The sequence below is a fragment of the Polynucleobacter aenigmaticus genome (assembly GCF_002206635.1).
Lineage (GTDB): Bacteria > Pseudomonadota > Gammaproteobacteria > Burkholderiales > Burkholderiaceae > Polynucleobacter > Polynucleobacter aenigmaticus.
On the sequence record NZ_NGUO01000009.1, the window covers coordinates 165,472 to 184,191 of the forward strand.

At 46.6% G+C, this 18,720-nt stretch carries 17 protein-coding genes and 2 tRNA genes; all 19 read left to right on the forward strand.

Annotation, left to right across the window (positions count from 1 at the left end; genetic code table 11):
- Positions 1 to 3 precede the first annotated feature (3 nt).
- The 19 genes from folC (at position 4) to CBI30_RS06385 (ending at position 18,689) form a co-directional block, all read left to right on the forward strand.
- Positions 4 to 1,329, forward strand: a complete 1,326-nt coding sequence (gene folC, locus CBI30_RS06290; protein WP_206075585.1) for a bifunctional tetrahydrofolate synthase/dihydrofolate synthase — start codon at positions 4 to 6, stop codon at positions 1,327 to 1,329.
- A gap of 3 nt (positions 1,330 to 1,332) precedes the next feature.
- On the forward strand, positions 1,333 to 2,127 hold the full coding sequence (locus tag CBI30_RS06295) for an SPOR domain-containing protein (RefSeq protein ID WP_088527459.1): 795 nt from the start codon (positions 1,333 to 1,335) through the stop codon (positions 2,125 to 2,127).
- Positions 2,127 to 2,693: a CvpA family protein gene (locus tag CBI30_RS06300; RefSeq protein ID WP_088527460.1), complete on the forward strand. Its 567-nt coding sequence runs from the start codon at positions 2,127 to 2,129 to the stop codon at positions 2,691 to 2,693. The genes CBI30_RS06295 and CBI30_RS06300 overlap by 1 nt, the downstream gene beginning before the upstream one ends.
- 4 nt (positions 2,694 to 2,697) lie before the next feature.
- Positions 2,698 to 4,236 carry an amidophosphoribosyltransferase gene (gene purF, locus CBI30_RS06305; protein ID WP_088527461.1) on the forward strand — a complete coding sequence of 513 codons (1,539 nt, stop codon included), beginning with the start codon at positions 2,698 to 2,700 and terminating at the stop codon, positions 4,234 to 4,236.
- 69 nt (positions 4,237 to 4,305) lie between these two features.
- Positions 4,306 to 5,514 (forward strand): O-succinylhomoserine sulfhydrylase, encoded by a 1,209-nt coding sequence (locus CBI30_RS06310; protein ID WP_088527462.1) that lies wholly within the window; start codon positions 4,306 to 4,308, stop codon positions 5,512 to 5,514.
- Positions 5,515 to 5,547: 33 nt separating this feature from the next.
- Positions 5,548 to 6,171 (forward strand): class I SAM-dependent methyltransferase, encoded by a 624-nt coding sequence (locus CBI30_RS06315; RefSeq protein ID WP_088527463.1) that lies wholly within the window; start codon positions 5,548 to 5,550, stop codon positions 6,169 to 6,171.
- A gap of 160 nt (positions 6,172 to 6,331) precedes the next feature.
- A tRNA-Val gene (locus CBI30_RS06320) sits at positions 6,332 to 6,408 on the forward strand.
- A gap of 80 nt (positions 6,409 to 6,488) precedes the next feature.
- Positions 6,489 to 8,411, forward strand: a complete 1,923-nt coding sequence (gene thrS / locus CBI30_RS06325) for a threonine--tRNA ligase (RefSeq protein WP_088527464.1) — start codon at positions 6,489 to 6,491, stop codon at positions 8,409 to 8,411.
- A 33-nt stretch (positions 8,412 to 8,444) separates the two neighbouring features.
- On the forward strand, positions 8,445 to 8,978 hold the full coding sequence (gene infC / locus CBI30_RS06330; RefSeq protein WP_415836384.1) for a translation initiation factor IF-3: 534 nt from the start codon (positions 8,445 to 8,447) through the stop codon (positions 8,976 to 8,978).
- A 139-nt stretch (positions 8,979 to 9,117) separates the two neighbouring features.
- The gene (gene rpmI, locus CBI30_RS06335; RefSeq protein ID WP_088527466.1) at positions 9,118 to 9,315 is read left to right on the forward strand and encodes a 50S ribosomal protein L35; all 198 of its coding nucleotides are present in this window, start codon (positions 9,118 to 9,120) and stop codon (positions 9,313 to 9,315) included.
- 25 nt (positions 9,316 to 9,340) lie between these two features.
- Positions 9,341 to 9,706, forward strand: a complete 366-nt coding sequence (rplT, locus tag CBI30_RS06340; RefSeq protein ID WP_015421011.1) for a 50S ribosomal protein L20 — start codon at positions 9,341 to 9,343, stop codon at positions 9,704 to 9,706.
- Positions 9,707 to 9,735: 29 nt separating this feature from the next.
- Positions 9,736 to 10,782, forward strand: a complete 1,047-nt coding sequence (gene pheS / locus CBI30_RS06345) for a phenylalanine--tRNA ligase subunit alpha (protein ID WP_088527467.1) — start codon at positions 9,736 to 9,738, stop codon at positions 10,780 to 10,782.
- A gap of 31 nt (positions 10,783 to 10,813) precedes the next feature.
- Positions 10,814 to 13,270: a phenylalanine--tRNA ligase subunit beta gene (pheT, locus tag CBI30_RS06350; RefSeq protein WP_088527468.1), complete on the forward strand. Its 2,457-nt coding sequence runs from the start codon at positions 10,814 to 10,816 to the stop codon at positions 13,268 to 13,270.
- A 42-nt stretch (positions 13,271 to 13,312) separates the two neighbouring features.
- Positions 13,313 to 13,636, forward strand: a complete 324-nt coding sequence (locus tag CBI30_RS06355) for an integration host factor subunit alpha (protein ID WP_088527469.1) — start codon at positions 13,313 to 13,315, stop codon at positions 13,634 to 13,636.
- Complete coding sequence (locus CBI30_RS06360; protein ID WP_088527470.1) at positions 13,614 to 13,964, forward strand: MerR family transcriptional regulator; 351 nt, start codon at positions 13,614 to 13,616, stop codon at positions 13,962 to 13,964. The genes CBI30_RS06355 and CBI30_RS06360 overlap by 23 nt, the downstream gene beginning before the upstream one ends.
- 25 nt (positions 13,965 to 13,989) lie before the next feature.
- Positions 13,990 to 14,066, forward strand: a tRNA-Pro gene (locus tag CBI30_RS06365).
- A 55-nt stretch (positions 14,067 to 14,121) separates the two neighbouring features.
- Positions 14,122 to 14,523 (forward strand): PaaI family thioesterase, encoded by a 402-nt coding sequence (locus CBI30_RS06370; protein ID WP_088527471.1) that lies wholly within the window; start codon positions 14,122 to 14,124, stop codon positions 14,521 to 14,523.
- 183 nt (positions 14,524 to 14,706) lie between these two features.
- A complete protein-coding gene (locus CBI30_RS06375) occupies positions 14,707 to 14,991 on the forward strand; it encodes an H-NS histone family protein (RefSeq protein ID WP_088527472.1) in 285 nt (94 codons plus the stop codon).
- 842 nt (positions 14,992 to 15,833) lie between these two features.
- Positions 15,834 to 18,689 (forward strand): 2-oxoglutarate dehydrogenase E1 component, encoded by a 2,856-nt coding sequence (locus CBI30_RS06385; RefSeq protein WP_088527473.1) that lies wholly within the window; start codon positions 15,834 to 15,836, stop codon positions 18,687 to 18,689.
- The last annotated feature ends 31 nt before the right edge of the window (positions 18,690 to 18,720 follow it).

Genomic DNA, 18,720 nt, shown 5'->3' on the forward strand with positions numbered 1-18,720 from the left:
CGCTTGATTACCGCACACCAAGCCCCTATTCTTTTTTCTAGCCTCACGGCCTGGCTTAGTCACCTCGAAACAGCACACCCTGTCGGCATTGACATGGGGCTTGACCGCATTAATCGCGTCAAAGCAGCTTTGGGCCTTCATTTTGATTGCCCCGTCATTACGGTTGCAGGCACCAATGGCAAGGGCTCAACCTGTGCCTACCTTGAAAGTATCTTACTGGCATCGGGTTACAAAGTTGGATGCCACATGTCGCCGCATTTGTTGTCTTTCAACGAGCGCGCACGCGTCAATGGCGAGGAAGTTAAAGATGATCTATTGCTAGAGCATTTTGCTGCAGTAGAAAGGGCTCGCGTCAGCTTGGTTAATGCGCCAACCCTAACTTATTTTGAATTCACAACCTTGGCAATCATGCATCTATTTTCTAACGCGAACTTAGATGCTGTAGTGCTAGAAGTGGGTATGGGCGGTCGTTTAGATGCTGTCAATATTGTTGATGCTGATTGCGCTATCGTAACTAGCATTGACATTGATCACGCTGATTTCTTGGGTGGTACTAGAGAAGCTATTGGTCTAGAAAAAGCGGGAATTTTCCGCGCTGGCGGCATTGCGGTTTGTGGGGACCCTGTACCGCCGCAATCTTTAATTGATTACGCTGAAAAACTAGGTTGTGATTTATGGTTACAAGGGCGAGACTATAACTTCCAAGGCGATAAGCAACAGTGGGGCTGGGCAGGCCGTCAAAAACGCTTTAGTGGCTTAGGCTACCCCGCCTTGCGTGGTGCCAATCAGATTCTTAATGCTTCCGCAGTCATTGCTTCGTTGATGGCGCTTCATCAGCGCTTGCCTGTGAGTGCCCAAGACATTCGTAATGGATTTGCTTTAGTTGAGCTCCCAGGTCGATTCCAGGTGCTTCCTGGACAGCCCACCGTGGTCTTAGATGTTGCCCATAATCCACATGCTGCTGCCACCCTAGGTCAGGGGCTAGATAAGATGGGCTACCACCCATATACCTATGCTGTTTTTGGAGTCATGGCCGATAAAGATATTGCGGGTGTCATTAAACCCCTTCTAAATAGCGTGGACTTCTGGTTTTGTACGGATTTACCCACTCCACGGGCGGCTAGTGCCAAAGCTATATCTGAGAGGCTTGAGGAGCTGGGAGTTGCTGTCAAAAATGGTGAGGATGGCGGTATTGAGTGCTTCCCAGATCCTGCTGCAGCGTATCAAAAAGCCCTTTCTAAAGCGGGTGAGGGTGATAGAATCGTCATCTTCGGATCCTTCTATACCGTTGCCGGCGTAATGGCATATCGAAATAACCAGGCGCATTGATCCATGATTCGTTTACCTAAGCTTTTTAAGCGAAACCCCGAGACTGAAGACCTCGACCGAGGTTCGGTAAGGGGTCGCCGTACCGTAAATAAATTAGCCCCCCGCAGTTTTCAACGTGCTCAGGAAAATGAAGAGCTTGCTCTAACTGAAGACCCAGAGCAGCAGCGTGCCCGCCACCGCCTCATTGGTGCAGGTGTTTTGGTTCTGATCGCCGTAGTAGGGCTCCCACGAATTTTGGATAACAAGCCAAAATCCGTGAATAACGATATTGCTGTGAACATTGTCACTAGTCTTCCAGTGCCCAATGCTTCGATACCAGCTATTGAAGAGAAGGTTAAATCTTCAATAGACTTTCCATTGAAAGAAAAAGAAATTGGCTCATCCAAGGCGGTGGTCGCCACACCTACACCCGAGATGAAGTCTGAAATTAAGGTTGATCCCAGACCTACTCCTGTATCGAATAAAGCAAACTCGATCGGCTTAGCCGCTGGAGAGGAAGTGGTTGCAATTCCAAACTCAAACAATAAAACGGAAGAGCTTCCTAAAAAGGTTGGCTCTGGTAAGTATGTGATTCAGATTGGCGCCTTTGCATCGGAAGAGCGGGCTAAAGGTTGGATTACCAAAATGAAAGATCAAAAGATTCCGAACTACGTACTCAATAAAACAGCTGCCGATGGCACCAAGCTGTATGTTTTAAGAGCTGGGCCATTTGCCGAAAAGGATGCAGCTGAAGCTGCCGAGAAAAAAGTAAAAGCTATGGGCTTATCTCCAAGACTTGTTGAGGTTGGAGCGCCTTAATGGAATATTTATCCACCCTGAAATTAACTACGGTGGATTACTTCACCTTAGTAGTGTTGTTAGTGTCCGCATTGGTGGGTATTTCTCGGGGTTTATTTAAAGAAGTACTAGCGCTAGCCTCCTGGTTTGTTGCTGCATGGGTTGCCTACCACTACACCAACTACTTATCCACAGAATGGCTATCAACATTCCATATGGATGAGCTTTTAAGTTTGGGTGTGAGTTTCTTGATTTTGTTCATACTCAGCCTGATTGTTTGCGGGCTGATTGGTAACGTCATTCAAAAAATTATTCTGTCTGTAGGCTTGAGCATGACAGACCGTTTTCTGGGTCTCGTTTTTGGTTTGGTTCGAGGTGGTTTAATTGTGGTGGTAATGGCCACCTTAGCTGCACTGACTCCAATTCCTCAGAGCGTGGCTTGGCAAAAAGCAATCACACGACCTGCAGTCGATATGGCTACAGGTTTAATTAAAAGCTGGCTACCAGCTGACTGGGCAAAACAATTGGGTGATGCAATGCCTAAAATTACACCCACCGTAACACCTTCATTAACAATAGGGATCTAGGCTTATGTGCGGCGTCGTCGGAACTGTTTCCCACTCCTCAGTTAATCAACTCATATATGACGCGTTGTTGCTCTTGCAGCACCGCGGTCAAGATGCTGCCGGTATGGCAACAATGAATGGCAATTCATTCACGATGCACAAAGCCAATGGTTTAGTGCGGGATGTATTTAGAACGCGCAATATGCGTAGCTTGATAGGCAGCGCTGGCATTGGCCAGGTTCGCTATCCAACTGCCGGCTCTGCAAGTAGCGAAGAAGAGGCTCAGCCGTTTTACGTTAGCGCTCCTTACGGAATTATTCTGGCTCATAACGGCAATCTAACTAATGCAGCTAGTTTGCGTGTGGAAATGGCTTACCGTGATCGTCGTCATATCAACACTAGCTCTGATACCGAAGTCCTGCTAAATGTATTGGCGGATGAGTTACAAAAAGAAACCAATAGCGTTGCCTTGGACGAGAGCGCAATGTTTAATGCCGTTACTCAAGTAACTAAGCGCGTTAAAGGGTCGTATGCTGTTGTTTCATTGATTGCTGGCTATGGCCTATTGGCTTTTCGTGATCAATTTGGCATTCGTCCTTTATGTATTGGGCGGATCGATACACCAAAAGGTCCGGAGTGGATGATTGCCTCGGAGTCTGTGGCCTTAGATGGCCTCGGTTTTACTTTTGTTCGTGACGTTAATCCTGGTGAAGCAATCTACATTGATTTGGATGGCAACTTCTATTCACGTCAATGTGTACCAGATGCAGTTTTGACGCCTTGTATTTTTGAATACGTCTATATGGCTCGCCCAGATTCCACAATCGATGGCGTTACGGTATACAACGTGCGTATGCGTATGGGCGACTATCTTGCTGAAAAGATTCGCAAGGAAACGATTCCTGGCGAGATAGATGTGGTGATGCCGATTCCAGACTCTAGTCGTCCAGCAGCAATGCAGGTGGCTAAGCGTTTGGGCGTTGATTACCGAGAAGGCTTCTTTAAAAACCGTTATATCGGTAGAACCTTCATCATGCCCGGTCAGGCAGTGCGTAAGAAATCTGTACGTCAAAAACTCAATGCGATGCGTATTGAGTTTAAAGATAAGACTGTCTTGATTGTGGATGACTCGATTGTGCGCGGTACTACCTCATTTGAGATTGTGCAGATGGCTCGTGAGTCTGGTGCTAAAAAGGTCATTTTTGCCTCCGCAGCTCCTCCTGTTCGCTTTCCGAATGTGTACGGTATCGATATGCCAACGCGTAGTGAATTGGTTGCTTATGGTCGTACTGATGAAGAGATTAACAAGATGATTGGTGCAGACCAGTTGATCTATCAAAGTGTTGAGGATATGAAGCAGGCTGTAAAAGATATCAATCCCAATATCCAGCATTTTGAAGCCTCTTGTTTCGATGGGCACTACGTCACAGGCGATATTAATGAGTCCTACTTGGATGCCTTAGAGGCTGCCCGCAATACCTCAGAGGCAAAGGCAGATCGTCAGCGTGATTCGAGTGACTTTGCCCGTTCACAGCTTCATCTGCATTTGGCAACCGAAGACTAAAAACAACGATAGAGTTCCTCGGGCGCTGCAGCCTGGGGCAATTCTGCGATTCGGTGTCAAAATAGCGGTATGAAGAGTACAACTACCCGCAAAAAACCTGATTTCTCAAAACTTGCCCTTGAAACCCTAGCCGTTCGGGCGGGCACTCGCCGTACTGCTGAGTATCAAGAGCACTCAGAGGCCATGTTTCTGACTTCCAGCTTTTGTTTCGATAGCGCGGAACTTGCGGCCGATGGCTTTGCTCATGCTGATCAAGGCTTTATTTATTCACGCTTTACCAATCCAACAGTCAGTATGTTTCAAGATAGACTGGCTGCTCTAGAGGGTGGTGAGGCTTGTATTGCGACATCTTCAGGTATGGCTGCTATTTTGACGATGGCCATGGCTCATCTTCAAGCGGGTGACCATGTGGTTTGTTCTCGCTCTGTCTTTGGCGCAACGATTCAGCTATTTAGTAACATTTTAGGGCGCTTTGGTATTGCAACTACCTATGTAGATTTATCAAATACTAAGGCTTGGCAAGATGCCGTCCAAGAAAACACCAAGTTGTTTTATTTGGAAACACCATCCAATCCTTTAACTGAGATTGCTGATATCAAAGCCATCTCCAAGATCGCTAAGAAAGCAAAAGCACTCTTTGCTGTGGATAACTGCTTCTGCACTCCGGCTTTGCAAAGACCACTGTTATTAGGTGCTGATGTCGTGATTCATTCCGCCACTAAATATCTTGATGGCCAGGGTCGCGTTGTCGGTGGAGCAATTGTGGGTAGTAATGATTTCATCATGGGTAAAGTATTTCCCTATGTGAGAACTGCCGGTCCAACATTGTCAGCATTTAATGCCTGGGTATTTCTAAAGGGTCTGGAAACTCTAGAGTTGCGCATGAAGCAACAAAGCCAAAATGCTTTAGAAATTGCCCAGTGGTTAGAAAGGCAGCCTGGAGTTGAGCGCGTTTATCATCCCGGACTCAAGTCACATCCTCAGCATGCTTTGGCTAAGCGCCAACAAAAAGCTGGTGGAGCCATTTTGTCATTCACGCTCAAGGGTGGAAAGAGGGCTGCATTCAAGCTCATTAATCAAACTAAGCTTTGCTCCATTACGGCAAACCTTGGCGACACTCGTACGACCATTACGCATCCCGCAACAACTACACATTGCCGAGTAAGCCCGGAAGCTCGTAAGGCAGCTGGCATTACTGATGGCCTTGTTCGGATTGCTGTTGGGCTTGAGAATGTAGTTGACTTGAAAAATGATCTCATTGGTGGTCTGAAAAAGTAATCCCGGAATCACCAATTTAAGGTAAATAAGTAGATGAGCTTTACGGATGCTACCCAGTTCTGGAATGAGCGCTTTGATAAGGATGAGTTCATCTTTGGCAAAGAGCCAAATGAGTATCTTGTTGAGCAATCAGCTCAATATTTAAAGCCGGGTAATTCTATTCTTTGTATTGCTGATGGAGAAGGGCGCAACGGTGTCTGGCTTGCAAAGCAGGGTATGCAGGTTACGGCTTTTGATGTTTCGGATATTGCCCTATCTAAGGCAAAGCAGTTTGCGCTAGACAATCAAGTCAGCATTCAATACTCCCTCTGCGATACCGATGGATTCGATTGGCAGGCCAACTCTTATGATGCGGTGATTGGCATCTTTATTCAATTTGCAGACCCAGCAATGCGTGCCAGGATATTTCAGCAGGTTCATCAAACTTTAAAGCCTGGCGGTATATTTATCCTGCAGGGCTACACCCCAAAACAATTGGAATATAAGACTGGCGGCCCATCACTTATAGAGCATCTCTATACAGAAGAGATGATTCGCGACCTTGCTAAAGAATTTGAGATCCTAGATTTGCGCTTTTACGAAAAGGAATTGTCAGAGGGTTCGAGGCATACAGGAATGTCGGCATTACTCGGAATGGTTGCTCAAAAGAACATATGAAGACCATTGAGGTTAAAAGTGCCTAGCAAGGCAATGGCGACTACACTTTTTGTCAAAGTAGTGTACTCAGGGATTTCACAAACCTGCATTCTGTAAGGCTTATAGGGTGATAGTAGCAATGCATAAACAACTGAGGTCAATAGGGTAAAATATTCCCCTTAGGCTCGTAGCTCAGCTGGTTAGAGCACCACCTTGACATGGTGGGGGTCGTTGGTTCGAGTCCAATCGAGCCTACCAACGAATTAAGACCCAAAAGAGCGCGGTTGCCGAAATGCTGCCGCGCTTTCTTTTTTGTACGTAAATATGATGGAGTTGTCATGCTTGTAGTTACTCTGCCAGACGGATCTAAACGTGAGTTTGACGCTCCCGTTCGCGTCATTGATGTTGCCCAAAGTATTGGTAGTGGTCTTGCTAAGGCTGCCCTCGGCGGTATTGTTGACGGTAGCATGGTAGATGCCAGCTTTGTCATCGATAAAGATAGTCAGCTGGCGATTATTACTGACAAAAGCCCAGAGGCGCTAGAGATTGTTCGTCACTCTACGGCTCACTTACTTGCTTACGCTGTTAAAGAATTATTTCCTGAGGCGCAAGTCACGATCGGCCCTGTAATTGAAAACGGTTTTTACTACGACTTTTCATTCCACCGCCCATTTACGCCTGAAGATTTAGTTGCACTCGAAAAGAAAATGACTGAGCTTGCCAAGAAGGATGAGCCACTTGTGCGTTCTGTCATGCCACGCGATGAGGCGGTGAAGTTCTTTAAAGATCAGGGCGAAAACTACAAAGCAGAATTGATATCGAGCATTCCTCAGGGTGAGGATGTTTCTTTGTATGCGGAAGGCGGGTTCACTGACTTATGTCGCGGACCTCATGTGCCATCTACTGGCAAGCTCAAGGTCTTTAAGCTCCTGAGTGTTGCCGGTGCTTACTGGCGCGGCGATAGCAAGAACGAGATGTTGCAGCGTATCTACGGTACTGCCTGGCTGAAAAAGGAAGACCAAGACGCCCATCTACATATGCTAGAAGAGGCTGAGAAGCGCGATCACCGTCGCCTTGGTAAGTTCTTAGACTTATTCCACTTCCAGCCTGAAGCCCCTGGCCTCATTTTTTGGCACCCCAAAGGCTGGTCTATTTGGCAAGAAGTTGAGCAATACATGCGCCGCGTTTATCAGCGCGAAGGTTATCAAGAAGTCAAAGCCCCACAAATTCTGGATCGCGGTCTTTGGGAAAAGTCTGGCCACTGGGATAACTACAAAGAGAACATGTTTACGACAGAGTCGGAGAATCGCGCTTATGCATTAAAGCCGATGAACTGTCCTGGTCACATCCAAATCTTTAATTCTGGTTTACATAGTTATCGTGAGTTGCCATTGCGTTACGGTGAGTTTGGTCAATGCCATCGCAATGAACCATCCGGTGCTTTGCATGGCTTAATGCGGGTGCGTGGTTTTACCCAAGACGATGGTCATATTTTCTGTACAGAAGATCAAATTCAGTCAGAGGTTGCAGCTTTCGATAAGGCGGTCCGCGAGGTTTACCAAGATTTTGGCTTTACTGAAGTCGCGGTTAAGCTGGCCTTGCGCCCTGCAAAGCGCGTTGGCGATGACACTATTTGGGATAAGGCGGAGGCTGCATTACGTGGCGCATTGACTGCCTCAGGCCAAAAATGGGAAGAATTGCCAGGCGAGGGTGCTTTTTATGGTCCGAAGATCGAATATCACCTCAAGGACTCCATTGGGCGTACTTGGCAATGTGGCACCATCCAGGTTGACTTCTCAATGCCAGCCCGCCTAGGCGCCGAATACGTTACGGAAGAAAACACTCGCAAGGCTCCAGTGATACTCCATAGGGCAATTGTGGGCTCTTTAGAGCGTTTTATCGGCATTTTGATCGAAAATCATGCTGGAAACATGCCGGTTTGGCTGGCTCCAACTCAGGCTGTAGTCCTCAATATCTCTGATAATTCTGCTGCATATGCACAACAAGTTCAGCAATCTCTGAAAAAACAAGGGTTTAGGGTCGAATCGGATTTGCGGAATGAGAAAATTACGTATAAAATACGCGAGCACGCATTGCAGAAGCTCCCATTTTTATTAGTTGTAGGGGATAAAGAAGCAGAAAGTAATACGGTGGCCGTTCGTGCCCGTGGCGGAGTGGATTTAGGTGTAATGCCTCTTGATGCTTTCGTTGCCCGACTCCAGCAGGATATTTCCCAGAAAGTCGGACCCGAGCCTAGCTAGGGGTGGAATGGTTTTTATTGTTTTTTTAAAGGAATTAAGAAGATCGCTACTGATAAATCGCAGCGCATAAACCGGGAGATTACCGCTCCTGAAGTGCGTCTGATTGGACTGGATGGAGAACCCATCGGTGTAGTTAAGTTGAGTGAAGCCCTGGCTTTAGCAGAAGAGAAAGAAACCGATTTGGTTGAAATTGCTCCGACGGCTGTGCCACCTGTAGTCCGCATCATGGACTTCGGCAAATTCAAGTACCAAGAAGCCAAACGTTTGCATGAAGCTAAGCTAAAGCAAAAAGTGATTCAGGTGAAGGAAGTCAAATTCCGTCCCGGCACAGATGATGGTGACTATGGTGTGAAGCTACGCAATCTAATCCGCTTTTTGGAAGACGGCGATAAGACAAAGATTACGCTACGGTTTCGGGGTCGTGAAATGGCCCATCAAGAAATCGGAGTCAGAATGTTGGAGCGCTTGAAGTCAGACCTGATTGAGTTTGGTCAAGTAGAGCAGTTTCCAAAAATGGAAGGCCGCCAGATGGTGATGGTATTGGCCCCCATTCGTAAGGCTAAGTAATAAACCGATTCGTAAGAGTGGGTTTGTTGTTTAAGTAAGGAGGGGTCGTAAGACTCCGGTAGTAAGAAGTGCTTCTAGGTACAGGAAGCGTAACCGTCGGTTACCACCTATGTCGCACATGCAGAAGAAGGGGTGCTTTATGCCCAAGATGAAGAGCAAGAGTAGCGCCAAAAAGCGCTTCACGGTTCGCGCAGGCGGAACGATTAAACGAGGTCAGGCTTTCAAACGCCATATCCTCACCAAGAAAACCACAAAGAGTAAGCGTCACCTACGTGGTACCACTGAAGTTGCGAAGGCAGACGTTAAGTCAATTCGCTCCATGCTTCCATACGCTTAACCTCAGACTAGATTAGGAGAACTAAATGCCAAGAGTCAAACGTGGGGTTACAGCAAGAGCCCGTCATAAGAAAATCACCGATGCCGCAACTGGTTATCGTGGACGTCGTAAAAACGTATTCCGTATTGCTAAGCAAGCAGTTATGCGTGCTGGTCAATATGCATACCGCGACCGTCGCAACAAGAAACGTGTATTCCGCGCTTTGTGGATTGCCCGTATCAATGCGGCAGTACGTCAGCATGACATGACCTATAGCGTATTCATGAATGGTATGAAGAAAGCTGCGATCGAACTCGACCGTAAAGTACTTTCTGATATGGCCATTGCTGACAAGGCGGCTTTTGCTGCTTTGGTTACTCGGATCAAATCCGTAGTAAGCGCTGCAGCTTAATTCTTAGTTCATTTAAAAACTAAGCTGCAATGGTTTCTCTCGACCACATTGTCGAGGATGCTAAACGTGATTTCCTCGGGGCTGCCGATTCGGCAGCTCTAGAGGACGCGAAAGCCAAGTATCTCGGTAAGTCAGGTGTTCTCACTGAGCGTTTAAAAGCGCTTGGTGGAATGTCGCCTGATGAACGCAAGAGTGCTGGCGCCCAAATTAATCAAATCAAAACTCAAGTAGAAGCTGCATTGCAAGAGCGTCGCCAAGCATTGGCTGATGCGGTATTGCTGCAACGTCTTGCTGCGGAATCTATCGACGTATCCTTGCCTGGCCGTGGCCAAGCAGTGGGTAGCTTGCATCCTGTGATGCGCACCTGGGAACGTGTAGAAGAGATTTTCCGCTCGATTGGTTTTGATGTAGCGGATGGCCCTGAAATTGAGACCGATTGGTTTAATTTCACGGCATTGAATAGCCCAGAGAATCATCCTGCCCGTTCGATGCAGGATACCTTCTATATTGATGGTAAAGATTCCAATGGGAAGCCTTTGTTATTGCGCACGCATACCAGCCCAATTCAGGTTCGTTATGCGAGCGAGCACGTTAAGAAATACGCACACGCAGATGTGATGCCACCGATCAAGGTGATCGCCCCCGGTAGAACTTATCGCGTAGATAGCGATGCAACACATTCACCCATGTTCCATCAAGTCGAAGGCTTGTGGATTGCTGAGAGTGTTTCGTTTGCGGATCTTAAAGGTGTGTACACCGACTTCTTGAGAACTTTTTTCGAGACGAATGAATTGCAAGTTCGTTTCCGCCCATCATATTTCCCATTCACAGAGCCTTCCGCTGAAATCGATATGGCTTTTGGTGGCGGTAAGTTAGCGGGACGCTGGTTAGAAATTTCTGGTGCAGGGCAGGTTCATCCAAATGTATTGCGCAATATGGGTATTGATCCAGAGCGCTATACCGGTTTTGCTTTTGGCTCTGGCTTAGAGCGCCTGACGATGTTGCGTTATGGCATCGACGATTTACGTCTTTTCTTTGAGAACGATCTCCGTTTCTTAGCGCAATTCCCAGCTTAATTAGCTAACCTCCTAATAGTAGATAGCGCATATGCAATTTTCTGAATCTTGGTTACGCCAATATGTAAACCCTTCGCTAGATAGCAATGCTTTAGGTCATGCAATGACCATGGCAGGTCTTGAGGTGGAAGAGCAACATTCAGTAGCACCTGCATTTACGAAGATTGTGATTGCACAAATTCTGTCTGCTGAGCAGCATCCTGATGCAGATCGTTTGCGTGTTTGCAAAGTCGATGCGGGTACTGGCCAAGAATTGCAAATTGTTTGTGGTGCGCCAAATGCACGCGCTGGTATCAAAATCCCTTGTGCTATGGTCGGTGCAGAGCTACCTCCAGCAGAGGCGGGCGGTAAGCCTTTCATGATCAAGGTGGGCAAGTTACGTGGCGTAGAAAGCCAGGGTATGCTTTGCTCCGGTCGTGAACTTGGTCTGGGCGATGACCATGAAGGCATTTTGGAATTACCTGCCGATGCACCTGTTGGTGAAGACATTCGCAAGTATTTAGATTTGGATGATCAAATTTTCGTTATTAAGCTGACGCCAAATAAAGCAGATTGTTTGTCCCTCATGGGTATGGCACGCGAAGTATCAGCAATTACTGGTGCTACATTGTGTGCTCCTAAGTGGACTGCTGCAAACGTCTCTATCCAAGACAAGCTTAAAGTTACTGTTGAAAACTTTGACCTGTGTGGACGCTTCGCAGGTCGTGTAATTCGGGGTGTTAATCCTCTGGCTAAATCGCCGGAATGGGTCGTGCAACGTTTATTACGTGCCGGTCAAAGAAGTATTTCCCCATTGGTAGATCTATCTAACTACGTGATGTTGGAAATGGGTCAGCCGACCCACGTATTCGACATTGACAAATTGACTGGCGACTTATCTGTACGTTGGGCAAAGCCAGGCGAGAGTCTTGAGCTATTAAATGGCCAGACAATTACTTTGCAGGGTCCAGATTCTGCAGGCAAGATCCAGGACGCGGGTGTAGTTGCTGATCAGACTGGTCCAGTTGCCTTGGCAGGAATTATGGGCGGTAACCACTGCGCTGTGACTGACGACACCAAAAATATTTATGTAGAGGCGGCCTATTGGCAGCCTTCAGCAATCCAGGGCCGTGCTCGTCGCTTTAACTTCAGCACTGATGCCGCACATCGTTTTGAGCGTGGCGTTGATCCACAAAATACAGTGAATTGTCTGGAGTACTTAACTTCATTAATCGTTGAAGTTTGCGGTGGCCAAGTTGGTCCAATCGATGATCAAGTATTGGCGGTTCCAGAGCGTAAACCAGTGAGCATGCGTTTAGCTCGTGCCATGAAGGTCATTGGAATCCCATTGACTGCAGAGATTATTGCTGATGTATTTAAGCGCCTTGGTTTTGAATTTAAACAAGAGGCCGATATTTTTGTTGTAACGCCACCAAGCTATCGCTTTGATATTGAAATCGAAGAGGATTTAATTGAAGAAGTGGCCCGTATGTACGGCTTTGAAAACATCCCTGATGTACCACCAGTAGCGTCATTAAAGATGAGTGCCAAGGCAGAGGCAAAGCGTGGGGTGCATTTATTGCGCCAACGTTTGGCTTTGCAAGGCTATCAAGAGGCGGTCAACTTTGGCTTTACCGATCTAGAGAGCGAGCAACGTTTGGCTGCAGCTAGCGACAAAGACCTGATTACCGTACTAAATCCGATTGCCAGCCAGTATGGCGTAATGCGGAGCAATCTCTGGGGTGGCTTATTGGGCAACCTCAAGTCAAACCTCAATCGTGGCGCTGGTCGTGTACGTTTATTTGAAACGGGTCGCGTATTTAAGCGTGATGATAATGTTCAAGAAGAGGCTGGCAAAGTAGCCGGCTTTCATCAACCACAGCATGTGGGTGGTTTAGCTTACGGTTCTTTTGTGCCAGAGCAGTGGGCCAGCGATAACCGTTTAGTAGATTTCTTTGATGTGAAGGGCGATCTCGAGCGCGTTCTAGATCCATTACATTTCACAACTGAGGCTGGAGTACATCCAGCTTTGCATCCTGGCCGTAGTGCAAAAATTCAATTATTGACCTCCGCTGGAAAGTTAGATATTGGCTGGGTTGGTGAATTACATCCAGGATTGCAGCAGGCCTATGAGTTGCCACAAGCGCCAGTCCTTTTTGAATTGGATTTAGAGGCCGTCCGCAATCTCGGCATTCCGCAACCAGAAGAGTTGAGTAAGTTTCCTGCTGTACAACGTGATTTGGCAGTTGTGGTTAAGCAGACAGTTTCTGCTCAATCCCTACTGGATGCGATGAATAAAGGTAAGCAGAATTTTGTTCGAGGTATTGAGCTCTTTGATGAATTCAAACCAAAACCTGGCTCTAGTAGCATGGCTGATGACGAGAAGAGCTTAGCCTTCCGCGTGACCTTGTTGAATCCACAAGAAACATTGCAGGATGTGCAAATTGAAGCGGTTATGACGGCTTTATTGGCAGCACTTGAGAAAAATTGCGCAGCCCGTCTGCGCTAGGTTTAATATTAGCCCTAGATATAGTACGAAGAGACTTCAGCCATGAATCAATTAATTAGTAACGATACCGTCACCAAGAATGAGCTCTCTGAAGCGCTCTTCGACCAAGTGGGCCTCAATAAACGTGAGGCCAAAGATATGATTGATGCATTCTTTGATCGTATTGGTGAGTCACTTGAAACTGGAGTGGAAGTTAAGATCTCTGGATTCGGTAATTTTCAGTTGCGTAATAAGTCTGCTCGTCCGGGCCGAAACCCAAAAACGGGTCAAATGATTCCGATTGCAGCCCGCCGTGTAGTTACTTTTCACGCAAGTCAAAAACTCAAGGACGTAGTTGAGTCGCATGCTCGAGAAAACAGCATTTGATGCTGGGTCGGCGCTGCTCAGTTCGCAGCTCCCCCCAATACCCGCTAAGCGTTATTTCACAATTGGTGAGGTGGCGGATCTATGTGGTGTTCGTTCCCACGTTTTGCGCTATTGGGAACAGGAATTCTCACAGTTAAGTCCTCAGAAGCGTCGAGGTAACCGTCGCTACTATCAACATCATGAAGTTGTCTTAATACGTAAGATTAGGGCGCTTTTATATGAAGAAGGCTTCACTATCAGCGGCGCCCGAAATCGCCTTGATGAGGCTCGCGGAGAGCTTCGCTTACGCGATGAACTGCAGGCTGTCCTGCAAATCCTCTCTAAATAGTTACTGATACAATTTTCTTTCTCGTCGGGGCGTAGCGCAGCCTGGTAGCGTACATGCATGGGGTGCATGTGGTCGGAGGTTCAAATCCTCTCGCCCCGACCATCTAATTTGGAATTTATTCCATATCCCAACATACTTTTTTAATATCTCTTTTTCTATGACCTCAAGCTCAAACGACACCACGTATTTTGGATTAAGCATTCCTTTTTTGACCCACCTAGGTGTGGTGCCTGAGTATGCCGAAGGTGGTAAATCCCGGATTAGCCTGGTGATCAAGCCGGAGTTTGAGAATAGCTTTCACATTGCCCATGGTGGCGTGGTGATGACTTTGTTAGATTTTGCGATGGGTGCGGCAGCCCGCAGTACCAATGAGCAGCCACTTGGCGCTATGACAATAGACATGAGTGTCAGCTTCTTACGCCCCAGCACCGGCAAAATCGTGGTGGAGGGCACTGTCCTTAAATCTGGAAAAACGATCAATTACTGTGAGGCCGTGGTTTTAAATGAGGCTGGTGAGGTTACTGCTAAATCCAGCGGTACATTTATGCTGAGAAGATAAGGTTCATTTGCCGATAATTGATATATTATTTATAACGATTATATTAGTTGTTTGATATAACTACCCTAATTCATATATTTCTATAGGGATTTAGTTAATTTATTAATACATGTTTATAATAAGATCACAGAAATAGCTTGATCTAAGTTATTTCACATAATTTATATTTGGAGAAATTAATATATGTCATCTTATAAAGAACTTTTAGCTCAACGCGAACAGTTAGATAAGCAAATTAAAGAGGCGGTTTTGCGTGAGAAGGCTGATGGCATTGCCAAAGCTAAAATCATTATTGAGCAATACGATTTAACGGCTTCTGATTTATTTAGCCGTAAAGCGGGCGCACGTAGCTCTAGTGGCAAGGTTGCTCCAAAGTACCGCAATCCATCTACTGGTGATACATGGACTGGTCGCGGAAAAGCGCCAAAATGGATAGAAGGTAGAGATCGTAGTAACTTCTTGATCTAAGCTATTGATTTAAATAGTTTTTAGATGCATAAAAGCCGCTCAGTGCAAATTGAGCGGCTTTTATGTTTAATGGGCTCAATGTACCCTTCGAACACTTTCTATTGAGGGCCTGCACAAATAGGCTGTAAGAGCTCATGTCGATTCTTATTGCCCAAAACAGTTTTTAACTCTCGATTGGTAGCAGGGTAGCCAATAATTAAGGGATTTTGATCAATTAAGCCATTTTCCAGCTCTTCCTGATGGACTTCAGGTTATTGAGACCTAACCCCTAGGGTATTTTCATCGGCTAAGCCCATTACTTTAGGCCCTTCTGAATTTCCCCATGGCAATGCAGTTTCAAGTTATTTTTTGTCGCAGAGCTCTTTTACATCTGGCAAGCTGCTGATCTAGTGAGCTATCCAAGATGCGGCGATGGCCACCTCGGGCCTTCCAGGCGATTAATTTACCGATTCAACCATTTTCTGAGCAGTGCCAAGAGATACCTGCAATACCTTTGCGCTTCGCCGAGTACTTAAATATTGCATTTCTCGGGTAATTGCTTTGATATATCCTTAATCTCATTAATTCATTTGAAGATTGAGAGAATATGAATTAACTCTTGGGGAATCTATCGGTAGAGGTTTAAACCTGAGCAGGAAAATTCTTATTCAAGTCTTCAGTAGGGATATACCCATGTAACTCATAAACTCAGGGAAAGCCCTTTACGTATTAATGGGTAATCGTGTTAAATTAGCGTCGTTGTAACAATATTCGCATAGATCAATTCGTAAAGCGGTAAAGCCGTAGAGCGAATGGTTTTAACCACAGTTTTTATTCGGGAAACCCGATGAAAGGTGAGCATCATGATGCAGGATCAAAGAGATAACTCCTATCTCTTCGGCGGAAACGCCCCCTACGTAGAGGAACTCTACGAATCCTACTTGCACGATCCAGCTTCTGTAGCTGATCATTGGCGAGATTATTTCGATGGCGTGAAGCAAGTGCCTGCGGCAGATGGTTCTTCGAGAACTGATATTGCGCATGCGCCGATTATTGCTTCATTTGCCGAGCGGGCTAAGCAGGGCCCCATCAGAACGGTTTCTGATTCGGCTGACTCTGAGATGGGGCGTAAACGCGTTGCCGTTCAGCAGTTAATTGCTGCATACCGTAACGTTGGTAATCGCTGGGCTGATATTGATCCCTTGAAGCGCACAGAGCGTCCGGATATTCCAGAGTTAGACCCTACGTTCTACGGCTTTACTGATGGCGATATGGATATCGTCTTTAATACTAGCAATACGTTTTTTGGCAAGACAGAGATGTCATTGCGAGATTTATTGCAGGCTTTGCGTGAAACATATTGCGGCAAAATTGGTGCCGAGTATATGTATATTGCCGACCAAAAGATTAAAAAGTGGTGGCAAGAGAAATTAGAGTCGATTCGTTCTACTCCAAGATTTAATGTTGACGAGAAGCGCCAAATTCTAGATCGCGTTACGGCAGCTGAAGGTTTGGAGCGTTACCTCCAGGCCAAGTATGTTGGTCAAAAGCGTTTCTCACTCGAGGGTGGCGATAGCTTTATTCCTTGTATGGACGAGCTAGTGCGTGAGGCTGGCTCTAAGGGTGTGCAAGAGATTGTGATCGGCATGGCCCACCGTGGCCGGTTGAACGTGCTGGTGAACGTCTTGGGCAAGATGCCAACGGATTTATTTGCTGAGTTTGAGCACAAAGGTCCAGAAACATTGCCTGCAGGTGACGTGAAGTATCACCAAGGTTTTTCAAGTGATATTTCTACTCCAGCTGGCCCCGTGCATTTGTCTTTAGCGTTTAACCCATCCCATCTAGAAATTGTTAACCCAGTGGTTGAAGGATCAGCACGTGCTCGTATGGAGCGTCGTGGAGATATGTTGGGTGAGCAAGTATTGCCAGTTCTTGTACACGGTGATGCGGCGATTGCTGGACAAGGCGTAATGCAAGAAACTTTGGCGATGTCAGAGGTTCGCGGTTATTCCACCGGCGGTACGGTTCATATCGTGATTAACAATCAGATTGGCTTTACTACTTCAGATCCGCGCGATTTGCGTTCGAGTTTGTATTGCACGGACATTATGAAAGTAGTGGATGCCCCTGTATTGCACGTGAATGGTGATGATCCTGAGGCAGTGGTCTTGGCTACCAAATTGGCTGTTGAGTTCCGCACCCAGTTTCACAAGGACGTTGCGATTGATATTGTTTGCTTCAGAAAGCTGGGTCATAACGAGCAAGATACGCCAGCAATGACTCAGCCTTTAATGTACAAAACAATTGCGGCTCATCCAGGTACACGCAAACTGTATGCTGACAAGTTAGAGGCGCAAGGCGTATTGCCAGCTGGCACCGGTGATTTGATGGTGAAAGAATATCGCGCTGCAATGGATGCCGGTAAGTCCACTTCGGATCCGGTTCTCAGTAATTTCAAAGGCAAGTTTGCAGTAGATTGGTCCCCGTTCTTAAATAAGAAATGGACCGATGAGGCTGATACGGCAATTCCGCTGACTGAGTGGAAGCGTTTGGCTGAAAAGATCTCTACTATTCCTGAGGATTTTAAGGCTCACCCACTCGTTGAGAAGGTTTACAAAGACCGTGCAGCAATGGGTCGTGGCGAGTCCAATATTGACTGGGGTATGGGAGAGCACATGGCTTTCGCATCTTTGGTAGCCAGTGGCTATCCAGTTCGCCTGTCTGGTGAGGATAGCGGTCGCGGTACATTTACCCATCGTCATGCGGTGTTGCATAACCAAAATCGCGAGAAATGGGATACCGGCACCTATATGCCACTGCGTCATGTAGCCAAAGATCAAGCCCCATTCCTCGTCATCGACTCAATCTTGTCGGAGGAGGCCGTACTTGGTTTTGAGTATGGCTATGCTGCTTCAGAGCCTAATACCTTGACTATTTGGGAAGCACAGTTCGGCGACTTTGCGAATGGTGCTCAAGTGGTGATTGATCAATTTATTGCTTCTGGAGAAGTGAAGTGGGGTCGTGCAAACGGCTTGGTCATGATGTTGCCTCATGGTTATGAAGGTCAAGGCCCAGAGCATTCATCGGCACGTTTGGAGCGCTTTATGCAGTTGTGCGCTGACACCAATATGCAAGTGATTCAGCCAACAACAGCCTCTCAGATCTTCCACGTATTGCGCCGCCAAATGATTCGTCAGTTCCGCAAGCCGCTGATCTTGATGACACCAAAATCTTTATTGCGCAATAAAGAAGCTGCCTCACCATTAACTGATTTCACAAAAGGTGGCTTTCAAACGATTCTGCCTGAGCGTGATGAGGCTATTGAAGGTAAAAAGGTTACTCGTTTAGTAATGTGCTCTGGTAAGGTCTATTACGACTTGGCCAAGACGCGTACCGAGAAAAAATTAGATGATGTTGCGATTATTCGTTTGGAGCAGCTGTATCCATTCCCGCATAAAGCGTTGACTAATGAGTTGAAGAAGTATCCGAATCTCGAAGAGGTGGTTTGGTGTCAAGATGAGCCACAAAACCAAGGCGCCTGGTTCTTTGTTCAGCATAATATTTTGGAGAACATGGCCGAAGGTATGAAGTTGGCCTATTCAGGTCGTCCAGCATCAGCTTCACCAGCCTGTGGATACGCTCACCTCCATCAAGAACAGCAAAAGTCCCTCCTTACAGCAGCATTCGCAAAACTAAAGGGTTATGTCATTACGAAGTAATCGTAGACATCACTCAACATACAAACATTAA